This is a genomic window from Alphaproteobacteria bacterium SS10 (assembly GCA_019192455.1).
Taxonomy (GTDB): domain Bacteria; phylum Pseudomonadota; class Alphaproteobacteria; order TMED2; family TMED2; genus TMED2.
Genome location: JAHCML010000003.1, coordinates 211505 through 232762 on the forward strand (window position 1 = coordinate 211505; position 21258 = coordinate 232762).

Genomic DNA, 21258 nt, shown 5'->3' on the forward strand with positions numbered 1-21258 from the left:
TTGAAATAGTTGCGCAGCGGGATCGGCCAACCCATGATGCTGATCAGATTGGGTTGATGACGCTTAACGAGGGATGGATCAGTATGCGGCAAGCCTATCGGATGATGTCTTGCGCTGGTTTCGCCTCGGCCTTGGCGCTGCTGATCGCGCTGCCTGCCTGTGATGTGCGTGCCAATGAGTTGAATACTGGCGCCCTTGCCTCGACCGGGCGGGTGATTGTCGACATACCCGCAGCATCCCGTCAGATACCCCGGACTTCCCAACCGCTTAGCGGCCGCCCGCTGAGCATCGATACCTTGACCGAGTTGTTTACTGGTCGGGTTGAAGTTGGCCTGATCATCAATGCCGCTAGTCGCGACTTTGGTGAGGATGGCGAGGTATACCGGATGGAGTACGCCTTTGATGAGGCGGCAGGTGAGGAGGGGGAGCCGAGCGGTCGCTTAAGCTACGCCGATGGCAACAGCCGCGACCAAACCGGGCATTTCCTTATTGCAGGTACGCCGAGCGGGCGGGCGGGCATCTGCCGGGCACCAGCTTCGCAGGATGTTTCCAGGCGCTGCCGGGTAATCTTCCAGGTTCGAGATAACTTGTTTGAGGCGCGCGGCGCCTCTAGCGGCACCGTCCGCTATCGCTTCAAGCTGTATCCAGAGCCGCCAAGCGATATCGCACCACCTGAGCCAGTGCCCGAAGGCTCGCAGTAGCAAGCAGCCTTAAGCGCCGCCAGCGGCCTTCATCAAGGCTTCAAAATCGATGCGGGCGCCATTGGCCGCCCAGCCGCCATCGGCGGGAATGATCGCACCATTCACATAAGCGGCTGCATCGGAGCCAAGGAACAAGCAAAGCTGGGCCACATCATCGGGTGAGCCCATGCGCCGGGCGGGAACCGATTTCAGCACGGCCTTGCGGATCTCTTCGGTTGGCGCGAGGCGCTTCATCCCCTCGGTGCCATCAATCGGGCCTGGAATAACCGAGTTCACCCGAATGCCCAGCGGCCCCCATTCAATAGCCAGGGTTTGGGTGATCATGTCGACACCGGCTTTCGCCGCGCAGACATGGGCCTGGAACGCCATCGGGATCATCGCCTGCGGGGCGGAGATGTTGATGATGCTCGCCCCCGGCTGGGTAAGGTGTTCAAAGACACCTTTCATCACGTGGAAGGTGCCAAGCAGGTCGATATCCACGACAGATTTGAAGCCATTCGGGCTCATCGCGGCGGCCGGTGCAGGGAAGTTGCCAGCAGCACCAGAAACCAGCACATCGATGGTGCCGTGCTTTGCCGCGAAATCAGCGGCGGCCTTGGCCACGGCCTCGTGATCCCGAACATCTAGCGGGTAGCCCTCGGATGCTTTGGCGCCCAGCTTGGTCAGGCTTTCCGCAGCGGCCTCCACTTTCTCAGGGCTGCGTGAGGCGACGCCCATAATCGCACCACGGCTGGCGAACGCCTCGGCAATGCCGAGATTGATGCCGCTGGTACCGCCAAAGACAAAGACCTTGGCACCGGAAAAGTCGAACTGCGCGGTGGTCGAACCGGTCATGGGATTTCCTCATGTCAGATGGCCTGGCGGGTGGCTTGATTGTGCCAATTGGTCCAGGCGTTGTTGTTGCTTGGCTGGAGCTTGGCACGCCCCAACCATCAGCGTCCAGCGCCTTTGCTAGTTCAGCTGCCAGACCTGATAGGACATGGCGATCGCAAGCGTGGACCACAGCAGATAGGGGACAAGCGCGAGGGCGGCTGGGCGGCTATAGCGGCCAAATAGAATGATCGTCGCAATGATCATCGGCACTAAGACAAGCGTGCCAACAAAGCCGAGCAGGGTGGACTGCAGTCCAAAGAACATGAATGGCCAGGCAGAGCAGGTGAGGTACTGAACCGCGAAGAGGGTGGTGCCACCCCGCCAGGCGGCGGGACGGTCCGCCGTTGCCCGCCAATAGAACCAGAGTGATACCGCCATCAGGGCGTAAAGGCTGGTCCAGGCAACGGCGAAGGCCCAGTCAGGTGGCACAAAGCTGGGCTTAGCGAGCGCTTGATACCAATCCGCAAGGCCTAAGCGGGCAACCCGGGATAGGGCGCCATTCACCCCGACCGAGAGCACAATCATCGCAACCAACCAGAGGCGGTTGGGGCGCCAAACTGTCGTCTCTAATTGTGAAACAAGTTCGTCGGCGATTGCTTGCTTTGGGATGGCGATCATTGCTGCTTTTAGCCCTTATCATTGGCCAGGTGGTTTCCCTGACCCGTTATCTCTAGCAGCGTTAAAGGTCCCGCGCGATGCAAATATCGCGTTGATTTGTCTGGCTTATGCGTTGGTGCTGATTTGCTTTTGGAAGAAGCGAACGATCATGGCGTGGTCGGGTTAATTGGGATCCTCGTAGCACCAGCGCCATGATCGTTCGGCCCTTGCCCCAGTCTGTGCCCGCAAACGTGGTGTGACCGTTATCGGCCTACCCGCGTGGGAAAATGCCTTGGCTCAGACCCCCTTGTCGCGGTGCCCGGCTTCGGTTGGGCGAGCGACAAAGCTCGTGTTGTATATTCTTGATAAGCCATAATTAAGAAAGTGCCTAACCGGCGTTCCACCGGCCCAACGCCGCGGTGCGCCTAGGGGCAAGGTTTCGTTGTGTTGGCATCCATGGCATAAGGACAGCATTGATGACCGCAGGATTGGACTAAAACCCATGGCGCTACCCTCCGCACAAGAACAAGAACTACTTGAGTTGGCGAACCGTATTCGGGTCGATCCGGCGGGTGAGCTTGGTCGGCTTTTCTTAAGCCTGGACCCGTTGCAGGCCGTCGACCCGCTGGTGCAGCAGGCGGTCAGTTTCTTTGGTGTGGACACTAATGCGCTGCAGGCCAACTTCGCAGGTTTGAGCCAGGTGCAGGCGCTGGCCTGGAACAGTGGTACCGCTGATGCGGCGACCATCCACAACAACCTGATGATCACCAATAATGATCAGAGCCATCAGCTGCCAGGTGAGGCGGGGCTCCTCGACCGGGTACAGGCAACGACCCCCGAGTTCGTCAATTTCGTCGCTGAGAATGTCTTTCTGTTCGGTGAGAGTGTCAGCCACTCCCACGCTGCCTATGTGATCGATTGGGGCTTTACCTCAACCGGTATTCAGCAACCAGCTGGTCACCTAAACAGCATGACCAATGGCGATTTTAATATGGCTGGGTTTGCCGTTGGGCTGTCGCAAGCGAATGAGATTTCGACGACCCAGAATTTTATCCGTACCCCCGATGTGGGCCCGTTCGTGCTTGGTGTCGCCTTCGACGACAATGATGGCGATGGCCAATACGATGCGGGTGAGGGGCTGGCCGGGATTACCGTCACCGTGAATGGTCAGGCCACGGCAAGCTGGGCCAGCGGTGGTTATCAGATTGACCCGGGTGTTAGCGGCCCGGTGACGGTGACGTTCAGTGGCGGCGTTCTGGCGGCCCCCATCTCAACCACGATTGATCTTGGATCAACCAACCGGAAGGTGGACTTGGCCCTGGTGGGTGATGCCAACACTGCCGTGCTTATGGTGCGTGATGATGGCGATTACGCTGGTATCGATGCACAGCTAACCGCCGATCCCGTGCCACCAGTGGTGCAAACCATCACCGGGACGAATGGATCAGATGCGGTGCAGATGACCGACGCCAGCGAGATTATGACGGCGCTGGCCGGGAATGACGTGGTGCGTGGCCTGGGCGGTGATGACCTGATCTATGGCAATACCGGTCAGGATCTCATCTACGGCAATGTGGGCGCGGATACCGTATTCGGTGGCCGGGATGAAGATACGATCTTTGGCGGCCGGGATATCGACATCATCTACGGCAATTTCGAGGCCGATAACATCTACGGCAACCTTGCCGATGATGTGGTGTTTGGTGGCAAGGGGGATGACCGCATCTTTGGCGGTGCGGGTAACGATACCCTTCGTGGCAACCTCGATAATGATGCCCTGTTCGGCAATAAGGGCGATGACGTCCTAATTGGCGGCAGCGGTGCTGACTTCTTCCACTTTGGTGCCGGGCAGGGTGTGGACACGGTCAACGACTTCAACTTCCTCGCCGGTGACCGGGTGGTCTTAAACACTGGTGCCTTCACGGTTCAGGCATCGGGCGCCAATACCCTGGTTCAGATTAGTGACGGCAGCACCTTGATCCTGGCCGGTGTCGATGCCACTACCTTCGACCAAGTGGCAGCTATCATCTCGGCCTAAAATCTATGCGTGGTTTCTTCTCAGTTGGCGTTGAGGGGATGAGTAAGCCCGGCAATGCTGGCAACCTCATCCGTACGGCCCATTCCTTTGGCGCGAGTTCGTTCTTCGCGATCGCCCCAGTGGTGGATTTTGGCGAGGTCCGGTCCTCCGATACCTCCGATGCGTTTGAGCATCTGCCGTTCTACCAATACCAAACGCCAGCAGCGCTAGAGCTGCCTAAGGGTGCGCAATTGGTTGGGATTGAGCTGGTGGACGCATCAATCCCGCTGCCTAGCTTCCGCCACCCAACCCGGGCTGCATATGTTTTGGGCCCAGAGCGTGGGGAGTTATCGCCGGAGATGCAGGAGCGGTGCGATTTCCTCGTGCAGATCCCGATGAGCTTCTGCGTCAATGTCGGCGTGGCGGGTGCCATTGTGATGTATGACCGGATGATCTCCATGGGCCGCTTTGCAGAGCGGCCGGTCCGCGCGGGTGGGCCGACCGAGGTGCTTACCAAACACAAACATGGCGGTCAGATCATTCGATCCAACCGCCAGTAATGTGGCTCAATTTTCAGCTTAAGCTCAGTACCGAATGAACGGGTTGATCAACCGGCCAATTGGACCGGTGAGGCGCAGCGGTGCCGTGGTGACCGCGAGGCAGTAACAAACCTCATGATCATCGGCGATCGGCTTATGCTCGACATCACTGTCAGTGAAGGCAAGATCACCGCGCTGGAAATGCCCGCGCTCATCCGCGAAGGCACCTTTCAGGACGAGCGTCAGCTCCGCACCCTCATGGGTATGCTGGGGCATGGCGGCACCGGGCTGGATGCGCATCATTTTGGTGCGCACCATATCGTTGCTACCAACCTGCAGGGTAACTTCGTCCAGACCGCGTAGGACATTCGTCCAGGGTAGGTCTTCAAGTGCCGCGTTGAGGTAGCCACGCAGTGGCTGTGGCACCGTCATATCGCCGCCATCTGCATGGGCACTGGCCACGGCTTGCTCAACCGGCTTCTCAAGCGACTGGTCCAGCCGGGCCATAACGCCAGCGAGGGCATCATCAGCCATTTCGGCAGCATCCAACTCGCCCAAGGCGGCACCGCCAACGGCTTCATATTCTGCAATTTTACGACGGCATAGCGGGCAGAGCGCAGCATGGGTCGCAATGACTAGGCTCTCCGCCTCGCCAAGCGCGCCGCTCGCATAATCCATCAGCAGTAAATCGTCAGGGTGGTGATGTACCATCTCGCCCAGCCGGTTTTCGTCCTCTGCTGACATTACCCTTATTTGCTGTCCGGCACCAAGACCGGCGGGCAAATCAGAGTGTGATTTGCAACCGTCGGTAGAATAGCCGGCCTCTTGCCAATTATTCCGGTTGGTCGTCATCGTTTAGCGCCCTTCGCAACTTGATCAAGGCCAAGCGCAAACGCGACTTGACCGTCCCGAGCGGTAGACCCGTCTTCTCGGCAATCACGCCATGGGCATGATCATGATAGAAGGCGAGGCGGACCAGCTCAGCTTGCTCTGCGGGCAGCTCAGCAATCGCGGCACGGATGTGCTTAGCCTGGTCGGAGGCCGAAACCACCTCATCAGCTAAGGCATCTGGTTCTTGCACCAAGGCAGGATCATTGGGGTCCAATGCCGGCCTGTTCTCCCGACGCAGCACATCAATGCGCTTGTTCCGGGCGATGGTGAAGATCCAGGTACTGGCACCAGCCTGCGACGGATCGTAAGTCGCTGCCTTGTGCCACACGGTTAACAGTACTTCCTGTGCCAAATCCTCAGCCGCTGCGTTGGCCATGCCGAGTCGCAGCAAATAAGCCTTCACGCGGGGCGCAAAGTGCTCAAAGAGGGCGGCGAAAGCGTCCCGATCCGTTCGTTCCGCAATTGCTGTGATCATCAGATCAAAGCGCGGCTCGCCGGTCGGTCCAAAGGATGCACTGTCTGGCATGCGGCCATTCAAAAGTGCGGAAGCCCCTTTTACAAGAGGCATATTAGCACTTTCTGAAGCCGGTTTGCCGGTCCGAGATTGGATGGGTTGCACCACAGTCATATGCCTTTTTCGCGCAAACCCGCAGTTTGGATCACGCCATGGCCGTATTTGAGGCTACTTTTTGCCTGGGATTTCCGTTATCCCAGAAGAACGGGCGCTAAATTGCCCTTGCCAATGGTTGCGGCAAACCGCGATCTTGGTTAGGACAACCTTGGCGTCCACGGTGGTTTTCGGCATTTGTCGGACATTACACCGTCCCACCTTTTATCTCTGATGAAGTATGGCCCCCATGCGTAATCTGTTGTTTTCTCTCCTGGCCCTGACCTCTGTTTTCGCAATCTGGCAGGCCGGTGGCCCGGTCGACGCGCGCGCCGCTGAACCACGCCTGATTGGTACCTTCCGTGATTGGAGCGCTTATGAGTTCCAAGATAACAGCGGTAAGGTCTGCTACATGGCGTCCCGTCCGATTAAGGATGAGGGTAACTACACCCGCCGCGGCGAAATCTACGCGCTGGTGACTCATCGCCCAGACGACCGTAGCTTTGATGTGGCCAGCTTTATCGCAGGCTATACCCACCAGGCTGGCTCTGATGTGTCCGTCCAGGTTGGTAGCAGCAGCTTCGATCTGTTCACCCAGGGCGACACCGCCTGGACCCGTGATACCGAGACGGACCAATCGCTGGTTAGCTCAATCCGCAAGGGCAATCGCATGGTTGTGCGCGGCACCTCTAGCCGGGGCACGCTGACCACCGACACCTATAGCCTGTCCGGCTCCTCCGCCGCATATGAGGCCATCAGCAAGGCCTGCGGCGTCACGCCGTAACGCTTGGCGCGAGGCAGCTGCCTTTCTAAGCCACTCGACAAATTCATGTTGCTCGGGCAATGTCTGGGCATCGCATAGAACAAACGCCGGAGCTGTCGCACCGGCGTTTTTCATATGCCCGATCTGTAAACAGAGTTGAGAGCCAGACCCATGGGTGCCGACGCCCACGCCGAAGCCTTTGCCGCCCCAGCTGCGGGCGCCGACGGATTGCGCCCGCTAATCGGGCCATCCCGGGATGAGCTGCGCGCCGAGATGAAGGCGCTGGGTATTCAGGGTTTCCGGGCTGATCAAATCTGGAAATGGGTCTATCAGCGCGGCGTTACTGACTTTGCCGACATGTCCAACCTAGCTAAGGACCTGCGCGCCAAGCTTCCGGACATGTTCACCCTTGCCCGGCCTGAGATCATTGAGGATCAGGAGAGCACGGACGGCACCCGTAAATGGCTGCTGCGTATGGCTGATGGGCAAGAGGTTGAGACCGTGTTCATCCCTGAGGATGATCGCGGCACGCTTTGCGTCTCTTCCCAGGTTGGCTGCACGCTTACCTGTAAGTTCTGCCATACCGGCACCCAGCCGCTGGTTCGGAATCTCGGCCCGGCCGAGATTGTGGCCCAGGTGCTAGTTGCCCGCGATGCGTTGAATGATTGGCCATCGGGGAAAGAAGACCGGCGCCTCACGAATATCGTCCTGATGGGTATGGGCGAGCCGCTGTTCAATTATGACAATGTGGCTGATGCCATGCGCATTGTGATGGATGCCGATGGTATTGGTTGGTCCAAGCGTCGCATTACCCTCTCGACCTCTGGTGTGGTGCCGTTGATCCGTCGCTGTGGTGACGAGCTGAATGTGAACCTCGCCATCTCGCTGCATGCTGTTACTGACGAGCTGCGCGATAACATCATGCCGATCAATCGGAAGTATCCGATTAAAGAGCTGATGCGTGCCTGCCGTGAGTACCCCGGCGTCAGCAATTCGCGCCGTATCACCTTTGAATATGTGATGCTGAAAGGGGTGAACGATACCCCGGCCGATGCCCGTCAGTTGGTCCGCCTGCTGCGCGGTATTCCGGCGAAGGTCAATCTGATCCCGTTCAACCCGTGGCCTGGCGCGCCGTATGAGTGCTCAACGCCTAAGGCCATCACCGCCTTTGGCGATATCGTGGTTCAGGCTGGCTATCCGGCGCCAGTCCGCGCGACCCGTGGTCAAGATATCCTGGCCGCCTGTGGTCAGCTTAAATCCGCCAGCCAGCGCCAGCGTGCGGCGGACAAGCTGCGCGCCATCGCGGCCAACCGGGCCAAGGCTGAACCGGCAGACTAGTTAAGCATCAACTGAGTTAGTTGGTCGGATCACTGTCGAAGAACAGGATCTGCAGCGTCGCCGCTGCGCTGGACGGTGTGCCAACCAGGGTGATTGATTCCGTTGTCATCGCGCCCGGCGGGTTGAACACGAACTGCAAATCACCAGACGCATTTTCGGTCGCCAGCGCCAACACATCCTCAAATGATGTGACGCCAAGTTCGACATCGATCAGCAGCTGATCCTCGCCCCCGGCGAAGTCGAGAATGATGTCATCGCCATCACCCCGGCCGAAGCGGAAGGTGTCCGCGCCAAAGCCACCGGTTAGACGGTCAATCCCTGCCCCGCCTGAGATTGTGTTGTTGCCATTGCCAGCCACGATCTGATCATCGGCATCGCCGCCAAAAGCATTCTCAATACTGGTTAGGGCAAGGACCTGCTCCTCACCCTGGAAGTTGGTGAAGGTCGCCGTGCTGGCCACCAAATCAATGTCCAATGCGCTTTCAAACCCGTTGAAGTCGACAGTGTCGTCGCCCAGGCCGCCATTCAGGGTGTCACTGCCGGTTTCTGGCTGCAGAAGATCATCACCCTTACCGCCAAATAGGGCGTCATCACCGCTGCCGCCGATTAGGGTGTCGTTGGCGAGGTTGCCATACAGCACGTCATCGCCGCTGCCGCCGATCACCAGATCTGCGTCCTTACCACCAAAGCCGGTGTCGTTATCGAAGCCGAGATCAATCGTATCCGCGCCCTGGTTGCCATAGGCCAGATCATTGCCAGCAGAAGTTGAGATCACGTCGTCGCCGAAGGCGCCCCGTATGTTTTCGTTCAGCGTTGCGCCGGTGATCGTGTCGTTAAGACCGCCGGCGATCAGGACCTCAATCTCACTCAGTGATGTGGTGCTGGTAACGCTGCTCTCGTCGGTAAACGTGACCGTGGCCCCTGCCACTGGGTCGAGATTGATGGTCAGGGCGAGGCCGATAAAGGTGAAGTCGATGCTGTCCGTGCCTGCACCGCCGACCATGACGTCATTGCCCCGGGTCGCAATGAAGTGGTCATCGCCATCCTGGCCGAAGAACAGGTTGTCCTGACTGTCCCCGGCAAGGGTATCTGCACCGGCTGTGCCGACCAGGTTCTCAATGCCAGAAATCTGACCGCGGTTCTGAACCACGCCATCAACCAGCAAGCTGACGGCACTGGTCTCAAACTCAACGATAAGGTTTGCGGCGCCAAGGACAGTGAAATCGACGATGTCTGTGCCCGCACCACCGATGATGGTGTCGTTATCGGCACGGCCGATGATGGTGTCATCGCCATCACCGCCATCAAGGAAGTCAGCATTCTGCAACCCATCCAAGCGGTCATTGCCGGCACCCGCCGTCAGCACGTTGGAGGTGGAGGCGCCCACCAGATTATCGTTCCCGGTGGTGGCGACAATATTCTCAAGGCTCGTGAAGCTGTGATTGACGATGGCGAGGCCGGTGTTGAAGCGGATGGTCCCGTCAAACAGGAAAACCTCTAGCGTGCCGGTGAGGCTTGAGTAATCAGCCGTGTCGAAGCCAGAGCCGCCAAGCAAGACATCCGCACCGGTGCTCGGGATGAACACATCATCATCCCGTCCGCCAAACAGGGTGTCAGCGCCAGCCCCGCTGACCAGCGTGTCATTGCCGAAATTGCCATAGAGGCGGTCATCGCCATCGCCGCCTTCGAGGCGGTCGGCATCCTGACCGCCATAGAGTAGGTCGTTACCAGTTCCACCATTCAGTAGGTCGCTGGCCTGGTTGCCATAGATGGTGTCAAAGCCGTCATCGCCAAAGGCCGTATCAGCCCCTTGCCCGCCCAAAAGTCGGTCAAAATCGTCACCGCCGCGCAGCCGATCATTGCCGTCGCCACCATCGAGGGTATCGGCACCAACATTACCGTAGAGTAGGTCGTTGCCAGCATTACCGTTGATCCGGTCGCCAACCAAACCGCCATCCACACTGTCCGCGCCATCCCCGGCCTCAACCACGTCTGCGCCGTTAAGGGCCAAGATACCGTCAGCGCCTGCCGTGCCTTCAATGGCATCGATACCCTCGGTACCGATGATGATGTTCGCGGTATCTGGAAAGCTATCCTGGGTCAGCGACATGGTTCTGTTCCAAGGGCGGTTAACAACTGGGCGCGATGCGGTTCATTCGCTAGTAAAACGATACTGCCTGCGGGGAGTTCAGCAAAACAGCCATCGAATCGGGCGTTGCATTGATTCGCCGCTGTGGCAATTGCATCGGCTACATAGGTGGTCTGACCGGTGGCTGCGCTGTTGATTTGCGGCGCCTTACCCCCTAACGTTCTGGCGCTTTTCCGCGTTCTGCGGGTCCGTTCTTCAATCCGGCAAACTTATGTCTAGCGATAGCCCGATCAAAAAAATCGTGCTCGCCTATTCAGGCGGCCTCGATACCTCTGTCATTCTCCGTTGGTTGCAAGAGACCTATGCCTGCGAGGTGGTGACCTTTACCGCCGATCTCGGCCAGGGTGAGGAGGTTGAGCCAGCCCGTAAGAAGGCAGAGATGATGGGGGTCAAAGAGATCTTCATCGATGATCTGCGCGAAGAGTTTGTTCGCGACTTCGTGTTCCCAATGTTCCGTGCCAATGCGCTTTATGAAGGCACCTATCTATTGGGTACCTCAATCGCACGGCCCCTGATCGCTAAGCGGCAGATTGAGATTGCGCGCCAGGTTGGTGCCGATGCCGTCGCCCATGGTGCGACCGGTAAGGGTAATGACCAGGTCCGCTTTGAACTTGGGTATTACGCGCTGAAGCCTGACATCAAGGTTATCGCGCCATGGCGTGACTGGGATCTAAGTTCCCGGACCAAGCTGCTCGACTATGCCGAGAAGCACCAGATCCCAATCGCTAAAGACAAGCGGGGTGAGCCGCCATACTCCACCGACGCCAACCTGCTCCATATCTCCTATGAAGGTAAGGCGCTCGAGGATCCCTGGGTTGCGCCTGAGGACGACATGTTCACCCGCTCCGTGGCACCTGAGAAGGCACCGGACACGCCAGAGTTTATCGAGATCGACTTTGAGCGCGGTGATCCCGTTGCCATCAATGGTGAGGCCTTGGGTCCCGCCGCGATGCTGACCAAGTTGAACGAGCTGGCGGGCCGCCACGGCATTGGCCGCCTTGATTTGGTTGAGAACCGGTTCGTGGGCATGAAGAGCCGCGGCATCTATGAGACCCCTGGTGGTACCCTGTTGTCCGTGGCCCGCCGTGGGATTGAGAGCCTGACCCTGGACCGTGAGGCCGGGCACCTCAAAGATGAGGTCATGCCGCGCTATGCCAGCCTGATTTACAATGGCTTCTGGTTCTCCCCAGAGCGTGAGGCCCTACAGGCGCTGATCGATCAAACCCAAGAACATGTGACCGGCACCGTTCGGGTTAAGCTGTTCAAAGGCTCCACCTCAATCGTGGGTCGGAAGTCGCCTTACAGCCTCTACAGCCTTGAGCATGTGACGTTTGAAGAAGATGCGGTTTATGACCAGGTCGACGCAGCTGGTTTCATCAAGCTGAACGCCTTGCGGCTTAAGCTGCGGCAGCGTCAGCAAGAGGGCAGTTAATCAGTTTTTCTGAAAATGCCGGTATCAGGGTTAGCCGAGCGGTTGTTATTCTGTCGCCACAGCCGCTCAACTATTGCATTTCGCAAGGCTCTTGCCTTTGACCGGCATAGAATTTTATGAAATTCACAATACTGGGTTATCCGGGGGTATCCAGTTCGGGCGCTGCCAGCTAAACAAGACGAAGTAACCAGCCGATTTCCTGCGGCACTGTTTGGTTACTACGGAGAGTGTTGGATCAAGAATGGCCTATGACCTAGGCAAAGTATCGGTTGTGGTCGCAGACCAGAGCCAATTCATGCGGCATATCTTAAATGAGATGCTGCTGGCCTTTGGCGTGGTCAACATCAAGACGGTGGAGAGCGGCGAGGCCGCCCTTAAAGCCTTTGATGAGATGGATGTCGATGTCTTGATCTGTGACAGCATGATCGAGCCGATCGACGGCTATGAGCTGACCCGGACCATTCGAAACAATCCGGATCTTCCAAACCGCTATCTGCCGATTATTTTTGTCACCGGCCATGCCGATATGCATTCAGTCTTGAAGGCACGGGATGCGGGTGCGACGGAGTTTCTGGTGAAGCCGGTGGCCCCTGCTGTGATATATGATCGTGTCGTGCACGTGATTGAGCACCAGCGACCGTTTATTCAGGCTGGTACCTATTTCGGGCCAGATCGACGGCGGCGGGTCAGTGCTGATTTCCACGGTGTGGAGAAGCGCGGCATACCAAATGCGGTTGATTCAAAGGGTGTCGGGCTCACCCAAGAAGAGATTGAAGCAATTTTCAAAGGGCGCCGTTAAGGCTGCCTGATTAAGCGTTGGTGTATGCCAACCAACCTCTGTGGCGAATTTAGGAATGGCAGAAGAAAACAACGCTGGTGCACCGTTTCGCATCATCGAAATTCGCAACAACCTGAAGAACAAGGCGAGCCAGGAAGAGGGCATTTCGCCTAAAGAGGCTATTGAAGAGGCCGAACAGCGCATCGCTGTGATGGCTGAGGAATATGATGGCCGCCTGCAGGCCGATATTGATCGCCTCCGTGAGTTGGCCGTTCAGGTCACCACCGGCCCCCATGATGAATGGGGCCCACCCTTGCTTCGCCTCGTCCACGATATGGAAGGCCAGGCCGGCATCTTCAATTACGAGGTCATGTCCTTTATCAGCGGCTCTCTAGGCCGTGTTTTAGAGCATGCGCCACCAGATCATGCGAAGTTTATCCCGACCATTGAGGCGCATTGTGATGCGCTGTTCCTGGTCTATAAGCAGAAAATTCGCGGTGATGGCGGCTCCGCCGGTCGTGCCCTGCTTCGCGGGTTGAAGGCGACCGCCGATACCTGCGTGCCGCCGGTGGTTGATCGCCGTGCCCAGCTGCGCGAACAGCAAGAGCGCGAGGCTGCCGCTGGTGGGAAAGCCGCTGAGGGCGGCGATCGCCGCTAACCCACTACCTTGACTGATCTAAACCGGGACGTCATTGCCACTGCCATTATCGAGGCAGTCCATAGGCGTGGGCCCGATAAGACCCTTTGCCCCTCAGAAGTTGCACGAGCCCTGGCCCCCGATACATGGCGCGATCTGATGGGCGATATCCGCGCCGTCGCAACTGAGCTTGCCAGCAATGGTTTAATCACCATCCGGCAAGGTGGTGTTGTCCAAGATCCAAGTCTGGAGCTTAAGGGGCCAATACGTCTTGGCGGCCCAACAGCAATGCCCGATGCTTAGCTGGCAAAGCTAGTCAGGGTTTCCGGCAGGGTGTCACAACGCTGTTTGCAATAGGCCATGACGGTGTTCACCAGCAGGCAGGCAATGGTCATCGGGCCAACGCCACCCGGTACCGGGGTGATGGCACCCGCTACCTCGGCAGCTGACGCATAATGGACGTCACCAACCAACTTCCCCTTGGGGTGGCTATCGGTTGGGTCTAGTCGGTTGATGCCGACATCGATCACCGTGGCGCCCGGCTTCACCCAATCACCCTGAACCATCTCTGGGCGGCCCACGGCGGCGACCAGGATATCTGCCTCGCGGCAAAGGCCGGGCAGATCAGCGGTGCGCGAGTGCGCGGTGGTAACGGTCGCATTGGCACCGAGCAGTAACTGCCCCATCGGCTTACCAACAATGTTTGAGCGGCCAAGGACAACGGCGTTGAGGCCGCTTAGGTCATGCCCATGGACACCGCGGATAAGGTGTAGCGACCCAAGCGGGGTGCAAGGCACCAAGACAGGCTGTCCGATAGCTAGGGCGCCAACATTGCTGACGTGGAACCCATCCACATCCTTGGCCGGGCTGATGGCGGCAATAACCTTTGCCTCATCAATATGCTTTGGCAGTGGCAGCTGAACCAAAATGCCATGCACCGTCTCAGATTGGTTTAGCGTTTCGATAAGGGCTAGTAGCTCAGCCTCAGGCACATCATCGGCTAGACGGTGCTCGATGCTTTCCATGCCTGCCTCGACCGTCGCCTTGCCCTTGCTGCGGACATAGACTTGGCTGGCAGGGTTCTCGCCGACCAGAACAACCGCGAGGCCAGGCTTGGGTCCACCGGCCGCTGTCAGGGTGGCAACGGCGGTCGCAACGGCACCACGCACATCGGCGGCGATGGCCTTGCCATCGATGATCTTGCTCATAATCGCAGGCTCTTAAAAAAGCGGCAGGTAGGGGCTTTGGGTTGGTTTACAGCGGCCAATAATAGTCGATCAACCGACCGAGAAACTCAAGGCCGATCAGCAAGACCAACGGTGATAGGTCAATACCGCCAAGGCTTGGCAGGTACTGTCGAATTTTGCTGAACGCTGGCTCAGTGGCGCGGCGCAGGAAATCATAGATCAGGTAGACAAAGCGATTGCTCGTATTGATCACATCAAACTGGACCAGCAACTGCACAACCACCGCCACGAACACGATGAATTTATAAACCCCGATAACGGTCAGGATTAGCCAGAGAAATGGATCGCTCATGGTCGCAACGGATCACAGGTTATTGGCTTGGTTCCCCAGTAACATCCCAGCCTTAAAGCGGCGTTTCGGTGCGGAACTTGCAGGGAGCCAAGCGGTTTGACGTCGGGTCGCAACCTAAGCTGCTCACTGGTTTGAGGCAAGCAAACCAGCTTGATCATCTGGTGATAACGGCCAAATGTTGCTACATCCCTTATGTCGGCGTTATGTCGTTTTCTGGGATCAGGCATTGGAGAGGCGACCCGTAAGGGCGTGCCATGTTGGGTTAAGGTTATGGATGTTGTCTACGATCTGCGACCGCTCTCTATCCTTTTGGTGGAAGACAGCCCGTTTATGCGGGAGTTGATGACCACACTTCTGGAAAGCCTGGAAGTTGGGAACATCACAACCACGCCGAATGGTGAGGACGCCATGTCTGAGCTGATGCTGTCGACCAATAATGGCATCGATAGTAACTCCAGCTATGACGTGATTATCTCAGATTGGGCGATGAAGCCAATGAGTGGGCTCGACCTGCTCAAATGGGTTCGTTCTCACGATAATGAGGGCATTCAGTTCATGCCCTTCATCATGTTGACGGCCTATTCCTCCGCTGACTGGGTCTGCGAGGCCCGCGATTGGGGGGCGACCGAATTTCTGACCAAGCCCGTCTCTGCCCAGGCGGTTGCCCGGCGCCTGCTCAACGTGATTGAGCGTCCACGGCCCTTTATCAGAACCGGTGATTATTTCGGCCCAGACCGTCGCCGCCAGAAGATCGACTTCAGTGGCCAGGAGCGCCGCAAGGCCCGTTAATCGGCCTGTCCATCACCGGGAAAATTCATCATCAGACAGCATTCGGGCGGCATCGCTGATGGCCGACTTTGGCCCTGCGCTGACTGATAGTAAGATTTCGAGCGGTATTAGGCGCAATTTTATGTTAACTTTTAATAATGTTGTTCCTAACCGGACGCTCTTGTTGGGTTTAAGGGGCAATATGTGGGGTACGCCGGGTTGGGGCCTGGCGGTTTTAGCGGGTGATCGGGGGGTCACGCTTACTATGGTTGATATAACCGGCTACGACCGTATTGGTGTCGCCGCCCTAGGCGCGACAGAGCTGCCTGCGAATTCTGTCATTCATAAGCTGAGCGGCGCCCAGGTCATAAAGCGCCCGAATTCCTTGAAAGTGCGATTAGGCGGCTCCGAACGTGGGTCGGGCTTCATCAGCCCCGCTGCCATAGCCCGGGCTGAGAAATCCGTTGAGGCACATTCCGACCGCTATCTTGAGCAGGCGCGCCGCGACCTCGCCACCTTGCAAGCCACTTATCATCAGCTGCGACGTGACCGGCAATCGCCCACCCAATACTTGGACAATTTGAGCCGCCTTGGCCGTGAGATGAAGGGGCAGGCTGGCACCTTCAACTTCCATCTTCTAACCCGGTTTGGTGACAGCCTTTATGAGCTGACCCGCCGCATGAATGCCATTTCCGACCGGCATATGGATTTGATTAAGGCCCATATCGACGCGATCGAAATCGTTGTCACCCAGGACATTCGCGGCAGCGGCGGCGATCTTGGTGAAGAGTTGTCAAACACCCTGCGCGCGGCAATCCAACGGGTCGCCGCCGAGGGCTAAATGGCCCCCCATTTTTCGGTTTGTTTACAGGTGAAGGCAGATTTCTGGTGCGCCCGAGCCTTTGTGCACTGTGTGATCAATGCATCGGCTGATATGCGCTGAGCTTCGCGTGATGGTTCTAACCGGCTGAACACGGGTGTTTTCGGTTATCACTAAGGGATGATATTTTGCGATTGTTCCGTCTTGGTGACCGTTTCAGCAAGGCGACTAAACCTAAGTCCGGCGAGTGGTAACGTCTGACATATGCTGAAGATGATCCTGTCCCATGCATGATACCGGTGAATATGACCTAACCGGGCTGCGCGTACTTGTTGTCGATGACAGTGAGTTCATGCGGGATTTGATGAGCCAGATTTTTGAAGAGCTCGGCTGCAAGCATGTGATCGGTGTTGAGGACGGACAGCAGGCAATCAACGAGATCAATCTGACCGTCGATGATGAACAAGGCGGTGATGATAAGCTGTTTGATGCGGTGTTTTCGGACTGGGCGATGGAGCCAATGGACGGCCTCCGGTTGTTGCAATGGGTGCGCAGCCACCCAAACCCAGAGATCCGGTTCATGCCGTTCATTATGGTTTCCGCCTATTCAACCCTCGACTGGGTGATCACGGCGCGCGACGCTGGGGTGAGTGAGTTTTTGACCAAACCGGTTTCGGTAAAGCAGCTCGTCTCACGTCTAACGAGTATTATTGAGCGTCCCCGGGCGTTCGTTAAATCAGGTGACTATTTCGGCCCCGACCGGCGGCGACGCAGCGCCAACTTCTCTGGTCCTGACCGGCGTGTTCGAGGAACTTAATGAATGGCCATGAATAAGCGCAAAAACGGCGGATGGCCCGGGAAGGAAGGCCCGGTATGAGCAATGGCGGGAGCGGCGATGATGTTGAGATCATCAAGCCGTCAAACAGGCTAAAGAATAAGGTTGGCGGTGGCGGCAATGCCAAGTTCAGCGCCAAGGTGATTGAACGCACCGAGAAGGCTGTCGCCTCTCGTGGTGAGGACTATCTGGCCAAGGTGCGTGAAGATATTCAGCAGCTGCGTGAGCTGGTTAAGAAGGCTGCCGGTGGCGAGGTGACACCCGCCCTAATCCAAGAGATTGCCATGACCGCGCGTGAGGTTAAGGGTGAAGCCGCGACCTTCAATTTCCCCTTACTGTCCCATTTTGGTGATGGGCTCTTCAAATTCACCGATGGGATGAGTGATCTGAGCACAAAGCGTTTAGCGGTTGTTCAGGCCCATGTGGATGCCATGAGCGCCGTGCTCAGCCACAATATGCGTGGTGAGGGCGGACCCGTTGGTCAGCAGCTCAAAAAAGGCCTCGATATCGCGATCGAGAAGTTCAAGCAGGACTAAGTGCCTGGCGATTAGCCCGCCTTCAGTTCAGTACCCGTATCGGCACCGCCGTGCTGGAACAGGCCGCGCCACCAGCGCTTGCCCGCGGGTGTCGTCATGAACTCAATAAATTTGGCTAGTTTGGTAATGCCGTAGGTCATGGCCAGGTAGAACAGGCCCGCCGCAATCAACGGTTCAAACGGCGCATAGGTGCGCGCATAGAGGCGCTGCGCCTCCCCGGCGATATCTAGGATTGTGATGGCGGAGACGAGCGCGCTGCCCTTCAGCAGCAAGATCACCTCATTCGCATAAGCTGGGATTGAGACCCGCATAGCGTGGGGGATCATAATCCGCCGCAAGACTTTGCCCCGCGACATGCCAATAGCCCGGGCGGCCTCAACCTCATTCGGTGGTACCGCCATGATGCCACCCCGGATGATCTCTGCCGTATAGGCGGCAGTGTTTAGCGAGAGGGCAAAGACCGCGCAGTAGAATGGCTCACGGAAGATCGGCCATAGGATATCGCTCTGCCGGATCGCATCAAACTGGGCGAGGCCGTAATAGATCAGGAAGATCTGTACTAAGAGCGGCGTACCACGGAAGAAGAAGACATAGGCATAGGCTGGGCCATTGAGCCAGGCCTTGCCAGACAGCCTCATCCCCGCAAGCAACAGGGCCAGGACCATGCCAATGGCCAGGCTGGCACCCATCAGCTGTGCGGTGGTGACCAGGCCACCAGCCAGCTTTGGCACCGCCTCAATGATCAGCTCAACATCGAGAGCCCAACCGAGCAGGAAGTCGAGGATTGAGTGAAGGGTTTCCATCTACCGTCCTCCCCCACTCACGATTTAGCCATGGGGCGGACGCCCCGCATGGTGAACCGCTCAAGCAGCTGGATACCGGCCATGGAGACGGCGGTTAGTGCCAGGTAGAGCAGGGCAGCAGCCATGAAGAAGGTGAACGGCATGCGGCTTGAACGACCGGCGACATCCGTGGCGCGGATCAGCTCTTCCAGGCCAACAACCGAAATGATCGCCGTGTCTTTCAGCATGACGAGCCAGAGGTTGCCGAGGGCCGGCAGGGCATAGCGCAGCACCTGGGGCAGCATGATGCGCCGGAAGAGGAGGAGGCCCGGCATGCCAACGGCGCGCGCGGCCTCAATCTGCCCCTTGGGCACGGCGAGGATGCCGGCGCGCAAAACCTCGGTTTGGTAGGCGCCAGAGACGGTGGCCAGCGCCACCACGCCAGCGGCAAATTGGTTGATCTCGATATACTCGGTGTAGCCGATCAACTGCAGGATGTTCTGCAGGGCAATGCTGCCACCAAAGAAGATCAGAAAGACAATTAGGATTTCGGGAACGCCGCGAATGATCGTGGTGTAACCCTCAGCTGCACCACGAAGGGCCGCGTATTTTGAAAGCTTAGCGGCGGCGCCAAGCAGGCCGATGAGGAAGCCAATGGCATAGGAGACGAGGGCCAGCATCACGGTCATCTGCAGACCGCGTAAGAGCTCATCGCCCCAGCCTGTATCCCCTATCGCGAAGAGTGCGAGTGTCTCTTCCATCGGTTGGTTCTTCCCTTAAGGCCCAAAGAGAAGCGGGGCGCTGGTCACTTGATCCAGGCCCCGCAATCCCGTGTTAGCGGTGATTAGCCGCCATAGATGTCAAAGTCGAAATACTTGCTCTGAATGGTCAGGTATTCGCCATTCTCCCGGATGCCTTTGATGGCGCGGTTGAACATATCGACCAAGTCCTGGTCTTCCTTACGGATGGCAACACCAACACCTTCGCCGAAACCGGCCCAGACTTTACCGTCCAGGGCTGGGCCAACCATGCCATAGCCTTCGCCATCGGGGGTTTTGAGGAAGCTCTCATCCAGGACGATGCTGTCAGCCAGCAGGGCGTCGACACGACCGGCGGCGAGGTCCAGATTGGCCTGCTCTTGGGTGTCGTAGTAGCGGATCTCAACCACGCCATCGAGGTTATCCTCGAGGAAATTGGCGTGAATGGTTGAGGACTGAACGCCCACAACTTTACCGTCCATGGCGGCCTTCATACCGTCCAGGTCAAAGTCTGCGATGGCACCGTCTTCAACTACGAAACGGGCTGGGGTCTGGTAGTACTTGTCGGTGAAGGCAACGCGCTTCTTACGCTCTTCCGTGATCGACATGGAGGCGATGATCGCATCGTATTTGTTGGCGAGCAGGGCCGGGATAATGCCATCCCAATCCTGGGCAACAATCTCACACTCAACCTTGAGATAGCGGCACATCGCATTGGCGATCTCAACATCGAAACCGATGAGGTTGCCGGCCGTGTCCTTCATGTTGAATGGAGGGTAGGCGCCCTCAGTGGCGATCCGGATTTTGTCACGGGCGGCGGCATCGCCAGCCATGGAGAATGCCATGACGGCGGCGGTCACACCGGCCACGGCAATGGTGAGAAATTTTTTCATCGAACAAAGCTCCTTGTTATCGGTTCGATTAAAGAGATGAAGACCTCCGGCCAGGGCTGCTTGATTACAGCTGACTGGCCAGGAACTGACGGCAACGCTCACTATCGGCGCGCTCAAAGACTTTTTGTGGTGAGCCACGCTCCTCGACCTGACCTTCGTGCAGGAAGACGACCTCTGACGAGACCTCACGGGCGAAGCCCATCTCATGGGTGACGATCAGCATGGTCATGCCTTCCTCGGCCAGGGCGCGCATGACCCGCAGCACCTCGCCGACCAACTCAGGGTCCAGGGCGGAGGTGGGCTCATCGAACAGCATCACCTTAGGCCGCATGGCAAGGGCACGGGCAATGGCAACGCGCTGTTGCTGGCCACCGGAAAGTTCAGACGGATAGGCATCGGCCTTGGGGCCAACGCCAACCTTCTCAAGCAGCTCACGCGCTTCCTCGGTGACCTCGCGCTTAGACCGGCCAAGCACCTGGATTGGTGCTTCGGTCACATTCTCAAGCGCGGTCATATGGCTCCATAGGTTAAAGCCCTGGAACACCATGCCGAGGCTGGCGCGAATGCGATCGACTTGTCGGCGGTCAGCGGGCTCGGCGGTGCCGTCGCGGCGCGCGCGCATGCGGATTTGCTCGCCTGCGATCTTAATCACGCCCTGATCCGGGGTTTCCAGCAGGTTCACACAGCGCAGCATGGTCGACTTACCAGAGCCGCTGGACCCAATGATTGAGATTACATCCCCATCCGCAGCATTCATCGACACGCCATTCAAGACGTGAAGATCGCCAAAGCGCTTATGAAGGTCGTGGATTTCGAGGGCGGGGTTGGTTGATGGGTTGGTGCCGGTTGCCGCACCATCCTGATCACCATCTGATCTTACGGCCGCTGTCGTTGTCGACATGCCTGTCCTTATATTCGATTGCCGTGGCTGATGTGGCTCAGCTCGTCTTTCATCAGGCCTTGGGCTTTGCGCTTTGGACCGGATGACGCTTTCGTTACAGCGCG

24 protein-coding genes are annotated in these 21258 nt (G+C 57.8%); 13 read left to right on the forward strand and 11 right to left on the reverse strand.

The window, feature by feature from the left end; genetic code table 11:
• Positions 1-56 precede the first annotated feature (56 nt).
• Entirely contained in the window at positions 57-701 is a 645-nt protein-coding gene (locus KI792_01440) for a hypothetical protein (protein MBV6631676.1), read from the forward strand.
• Between the two features lie 9 nt (positions 702-710).
• Here the strand turns inward: KI792_01440 and KI792_01445 are convergent, their stop codons facing one another.
• Complete coding sequence (locus KI792_01445; protein MBV6631677.1) at positions 711-1535, reverse strand: SDR family oxidoreductase; 825 nt, start codon at positions 1533-1535, stop codon at positions 711-713.
• 117 nt (positions 1536-1652) lie between these two features.
• Complete coding sequence (locus KI792_01450) at positions 1653-2192, reverse strand: tryptophan-rich sensory protein (GenBank protein ID MBV6631678.1); 540 nt, start codon at positions 2190-2192, stop codon at positions 1653-1655.
• Positions 2193-2673: 481 nt separating this feature from the next.
• Here KI792_01450 and KI792_01455 point away from each other — a divergent pair, with 481 nt between their 5' ends.
• Both KI792_01455 and KI792_01460 read left to right on the forward strand, forming a co-directional pair.
• Positions 2674-4209 (forward strand): hypothetical protein, encoded by a 1536-nt coding sequence (locus KI792_01455; protein ID MBV6631679.1) that lies wholly within the window; start codon positions 2674-2676, stop codon positions 4207-4209.
• A gap of 5 nt (positions 4210-4214) precedes the next feature.
• Positions 4215-4748: an RNA methyltransferase gene (locus KI792_01460; protein MBV6631680.1), complete on the forward strand. Its 534-nt coding sequence runs from the start codon at positions 4215-4217 to the stop codon at positions 4746-4748.
• Between the two features lie 24 nt (positions 4749-4772).
• On the opposite strand, the gene KI792_01465 is transcribed toward KI792_01460, so the two are convergent.
• Positions 4773-5471 carry a ChrR family anti-sigma-E factor gene (locus tag KI792_01465; GenBank protein ID MBV6631681.1) on the reverse strand — a complete coding sequence of 233 codons (699 nt, stop codon included), beginning with the start codon at positions 5469-5471 and terminating at the stop codon, positions 4773-4775.
• 88 nt (positions 5472-5559) lie between these two features.
• Positions 5560-6144 carry a sigma-70 family RNA polymerase sigma factor gene (locus tag KI792_01470; protein ID MBV6631682.1) on the reverse strand — a complete coding sequence of 195 codons (585 nt, stop codon included), beginning with the start codon at positions 6142-6144 and terminating at the stop codon, positions 5560-5562.
• 331 nt (positions 6145-6475) lie between these two features.
• Between KI792_01470 and KI792_01475 the strand changes: the two genes are divergently transcribed.
• Both KI792_01475 and rlmN read left to right on the forward strand, forming a co-directional pair.
• Complete coding sequence (locus KI792_01475; GenBank protein ID MBV6631683.1) at positions 6476-7009, forward strand: hypothetical protein; 534 nt, start codon at positions 6476-6478, stop codon at positions 7007-7009.
• Positions 7010-7159: 150 nt separating this feature from the next.
• Positions 7160-8326, forward strand: a complete 1167-nt coding sequence (gene rlmN / locus KI792_01480; protein MBV6631684.1) for a 23S rRNA (adenine(2503)-C(2))-methyltransferase RlmN — start codon at positions 7160-7162, stop codon at positions 8324-8326.
• Positions 8327-8342: 16 nt separating this feature from the next.
• On the opposite strand, the gene KI792_01485 is transcribed toward rlmN, so the two are convergent.
• On the reverse strand, positions 8343-10436 hold the full coding sequence (locus KI792_01485; GenBank protein ID MBV6631685.1) for a M10 family metallopeptidase C-terminal domain-containing protein: 2094 nt from the start codon (positions 10434-10436) through the stop codon (positions 8343-8345).
• 250 nt (positions 10437-10686) lie between these two features.
• On the opposite strand from KI792_01485, the gene KI792_01490 reads away from it, so the two are divergent.
• The 4 genes from KI792_01490 (at position 10687) to KI792_01505 (ending at position 13625) form a co-directional block, all read left to right on the forward strand.
• Positions 10687-11907 carry an argininosuccinate synthase gene (locus KI792_01490; GenBank protein ID MBV6631686.1) on the forward strand — a complete coding sequence of 407 codons (1221 nt, stop codon included), beginning with the start codon at positions 10687-10689 and terminating at the stop codon, positions 11905-11907.
• 241 nt (positions 11908-12148) lie between these two features.
• Positions 12149-12706, forward strand: coding sequence for a response regulator (locus tag KI792_01495; GenBank protein MBV6631687.1), 558 nt, complete (start codon positions 12149-12151; stop codon positions 12704-12706).
• Between the two features lie 55 nt (positions 12707-12761).
• Positions 12762-13343, forward strand: coding sequence for a hypothetical protein (locus tag KI792_01500; GenBank protein ID MBV6631688.1), 582 nt, complete (start codon positions 12762-12764; stop codon positions 13341-13343).
• 9 nt (positions 13344-13352) lie between these two features.
• A complete protein-coding gene (locus tag KI792_01505) occupies positions 13353-13625 on the forward strand; it encodes a DUF3253 domain-containing protein (protein MBV6631689.1) in 273 nt (90 codons plus the stop codon).
• Here KI792_01505 and folD read toward each other — a convergent pair.
• Both folD and KI792_01515 read right to left on the reverse strand, forming a co-directional pair.
• Positions 13622-14533, reverse strand: a complete 912-nt coding sequence (folD, locus tag KI792_01510) for a bifunctional methylenetetrahydrofolate dehydrogenase/methenyltetrahydrofolate cyclohydrolase FolD (GenBank protein MBV6631690.1) — start codon at positions 14531-14533, stop codon at positions 13622-13624. The genes KI792_01505 and folD overlap by 4 nt on opposite strands.
• Before the next feature lie 43 nt (positions 14534-14576).
• Positions 14577-14861, reverse strand: a complete 285-nt coding sequence (locus KI792_01515) for a YggT family protein (protein ID MBV6631691.1) — start codon at positions 14859-14861, stop codon at positions 14577-14579.
• A 270-nt stretch (positions 14862-15131) separates the two neighbouring features.
• Here KI792_01515 and KI792_01520 point away from each other — a divergent pair, with 270 nt between their 5' ends.
• The 4 genes from KI792_01520 (at position 15132) to KI792_01535 (ending at position 17820) form a co-directional block, all read left to right on the forward strand.
• Positions 15132-15650 carry a response regulator gene (locus tag KI792_01520; GenBank protein MBV6631692.1) on the forward strand — a complete coding sequence of 173 codons (519 nt, stop codon included), beginning with the start codon at positions 15132-15134 and terminating at the stop codon, positions 15648-15650.
• Between the two features lie 244 nt (positions 15651-15894).
• Positions 15895-16470 carry a hypothetical protein gene (locus KI792_01525; GenBank protein ID MBV6631693.1) on the forward strand — a complete coding sequence of 192 codons (576 nt, stop codon included), beginning with the start codon at positions 15895-15897 and terminating at the stop codon, positions 16468-16470.
• Positions 16471-16735: 265 nt separating this feature from the next.
• Positions 16736-17266, forward strand: coding sequence for a response regulator (locus KI792_01530; protein ID MBV6631694.1), 531 nt, complete (start codon positions 16736-16738; stop codon positions 17264-17266).
• Between the two features lie 56 nt (positions 17267-17322).
• Positions 17323-17820, forward strand: coding sequence for a hypothetical protein (locus KI792_01535; protein MBV6631695.1), 498 nt, complete (start codon positions 17323-17325; stop codon positions 17818-17820).
• Positions 17821-17831: 11 nt separating this feature from the next.
• On the opposite strand, the gene KI792_01540 is transcribed toward KI792_01535, so the two are convergent.
• The 4 genes from KI792_01540 to KI792_01555 form a co-directional block, all read right to left on the reverse strand.
• Positions 17832-18623: an ABC transporter permease gene (locus KI792_01540; protein MBV6631696.1), complete on the reverse strand. Its 792-nt coding sequence runs from the start codon at positions 18621-18623 to the stop codon at positions 17832-17834.
• A gap of 17 nt (positions 18624-18640) precedes the next feature.
• Positions 18641-19363, reverse strand: a complete 723-nt coding sequence (locus KI792_01545; GenBank protein ID MBV6631697.1) for an ABC transporter permease subunit — start codon at positions 19361-19363, stop codon at positions 18641-18643.
• 83 nt (positions 19364-19446) lie between these two features.
• Positions 19447-20253: an ABC transporter substrate-binding protein gene (locus tag KI792_01550; protein MBV6631698.1), complete on the reverse strand. Its 807-nt coding sequence runs from the start codon at positions 20251-20253 to the stop codon at positions 19447-19449.
• 64 nt (positions 20254-20317) lie between these two features.
• Positions 20318-21154: an ATP-binding cassette domain-containing protein gene (locus KI792_01555; GenBank protein ID MBV6631699.1), complete on the reverse strand. Its 837-nt coding sequence runs from the start codon at positions 21152-21154 to the stop codon at positions 20318-20320.
• Positions 21155-21258 lie beyond the last annotated feature (104 nt).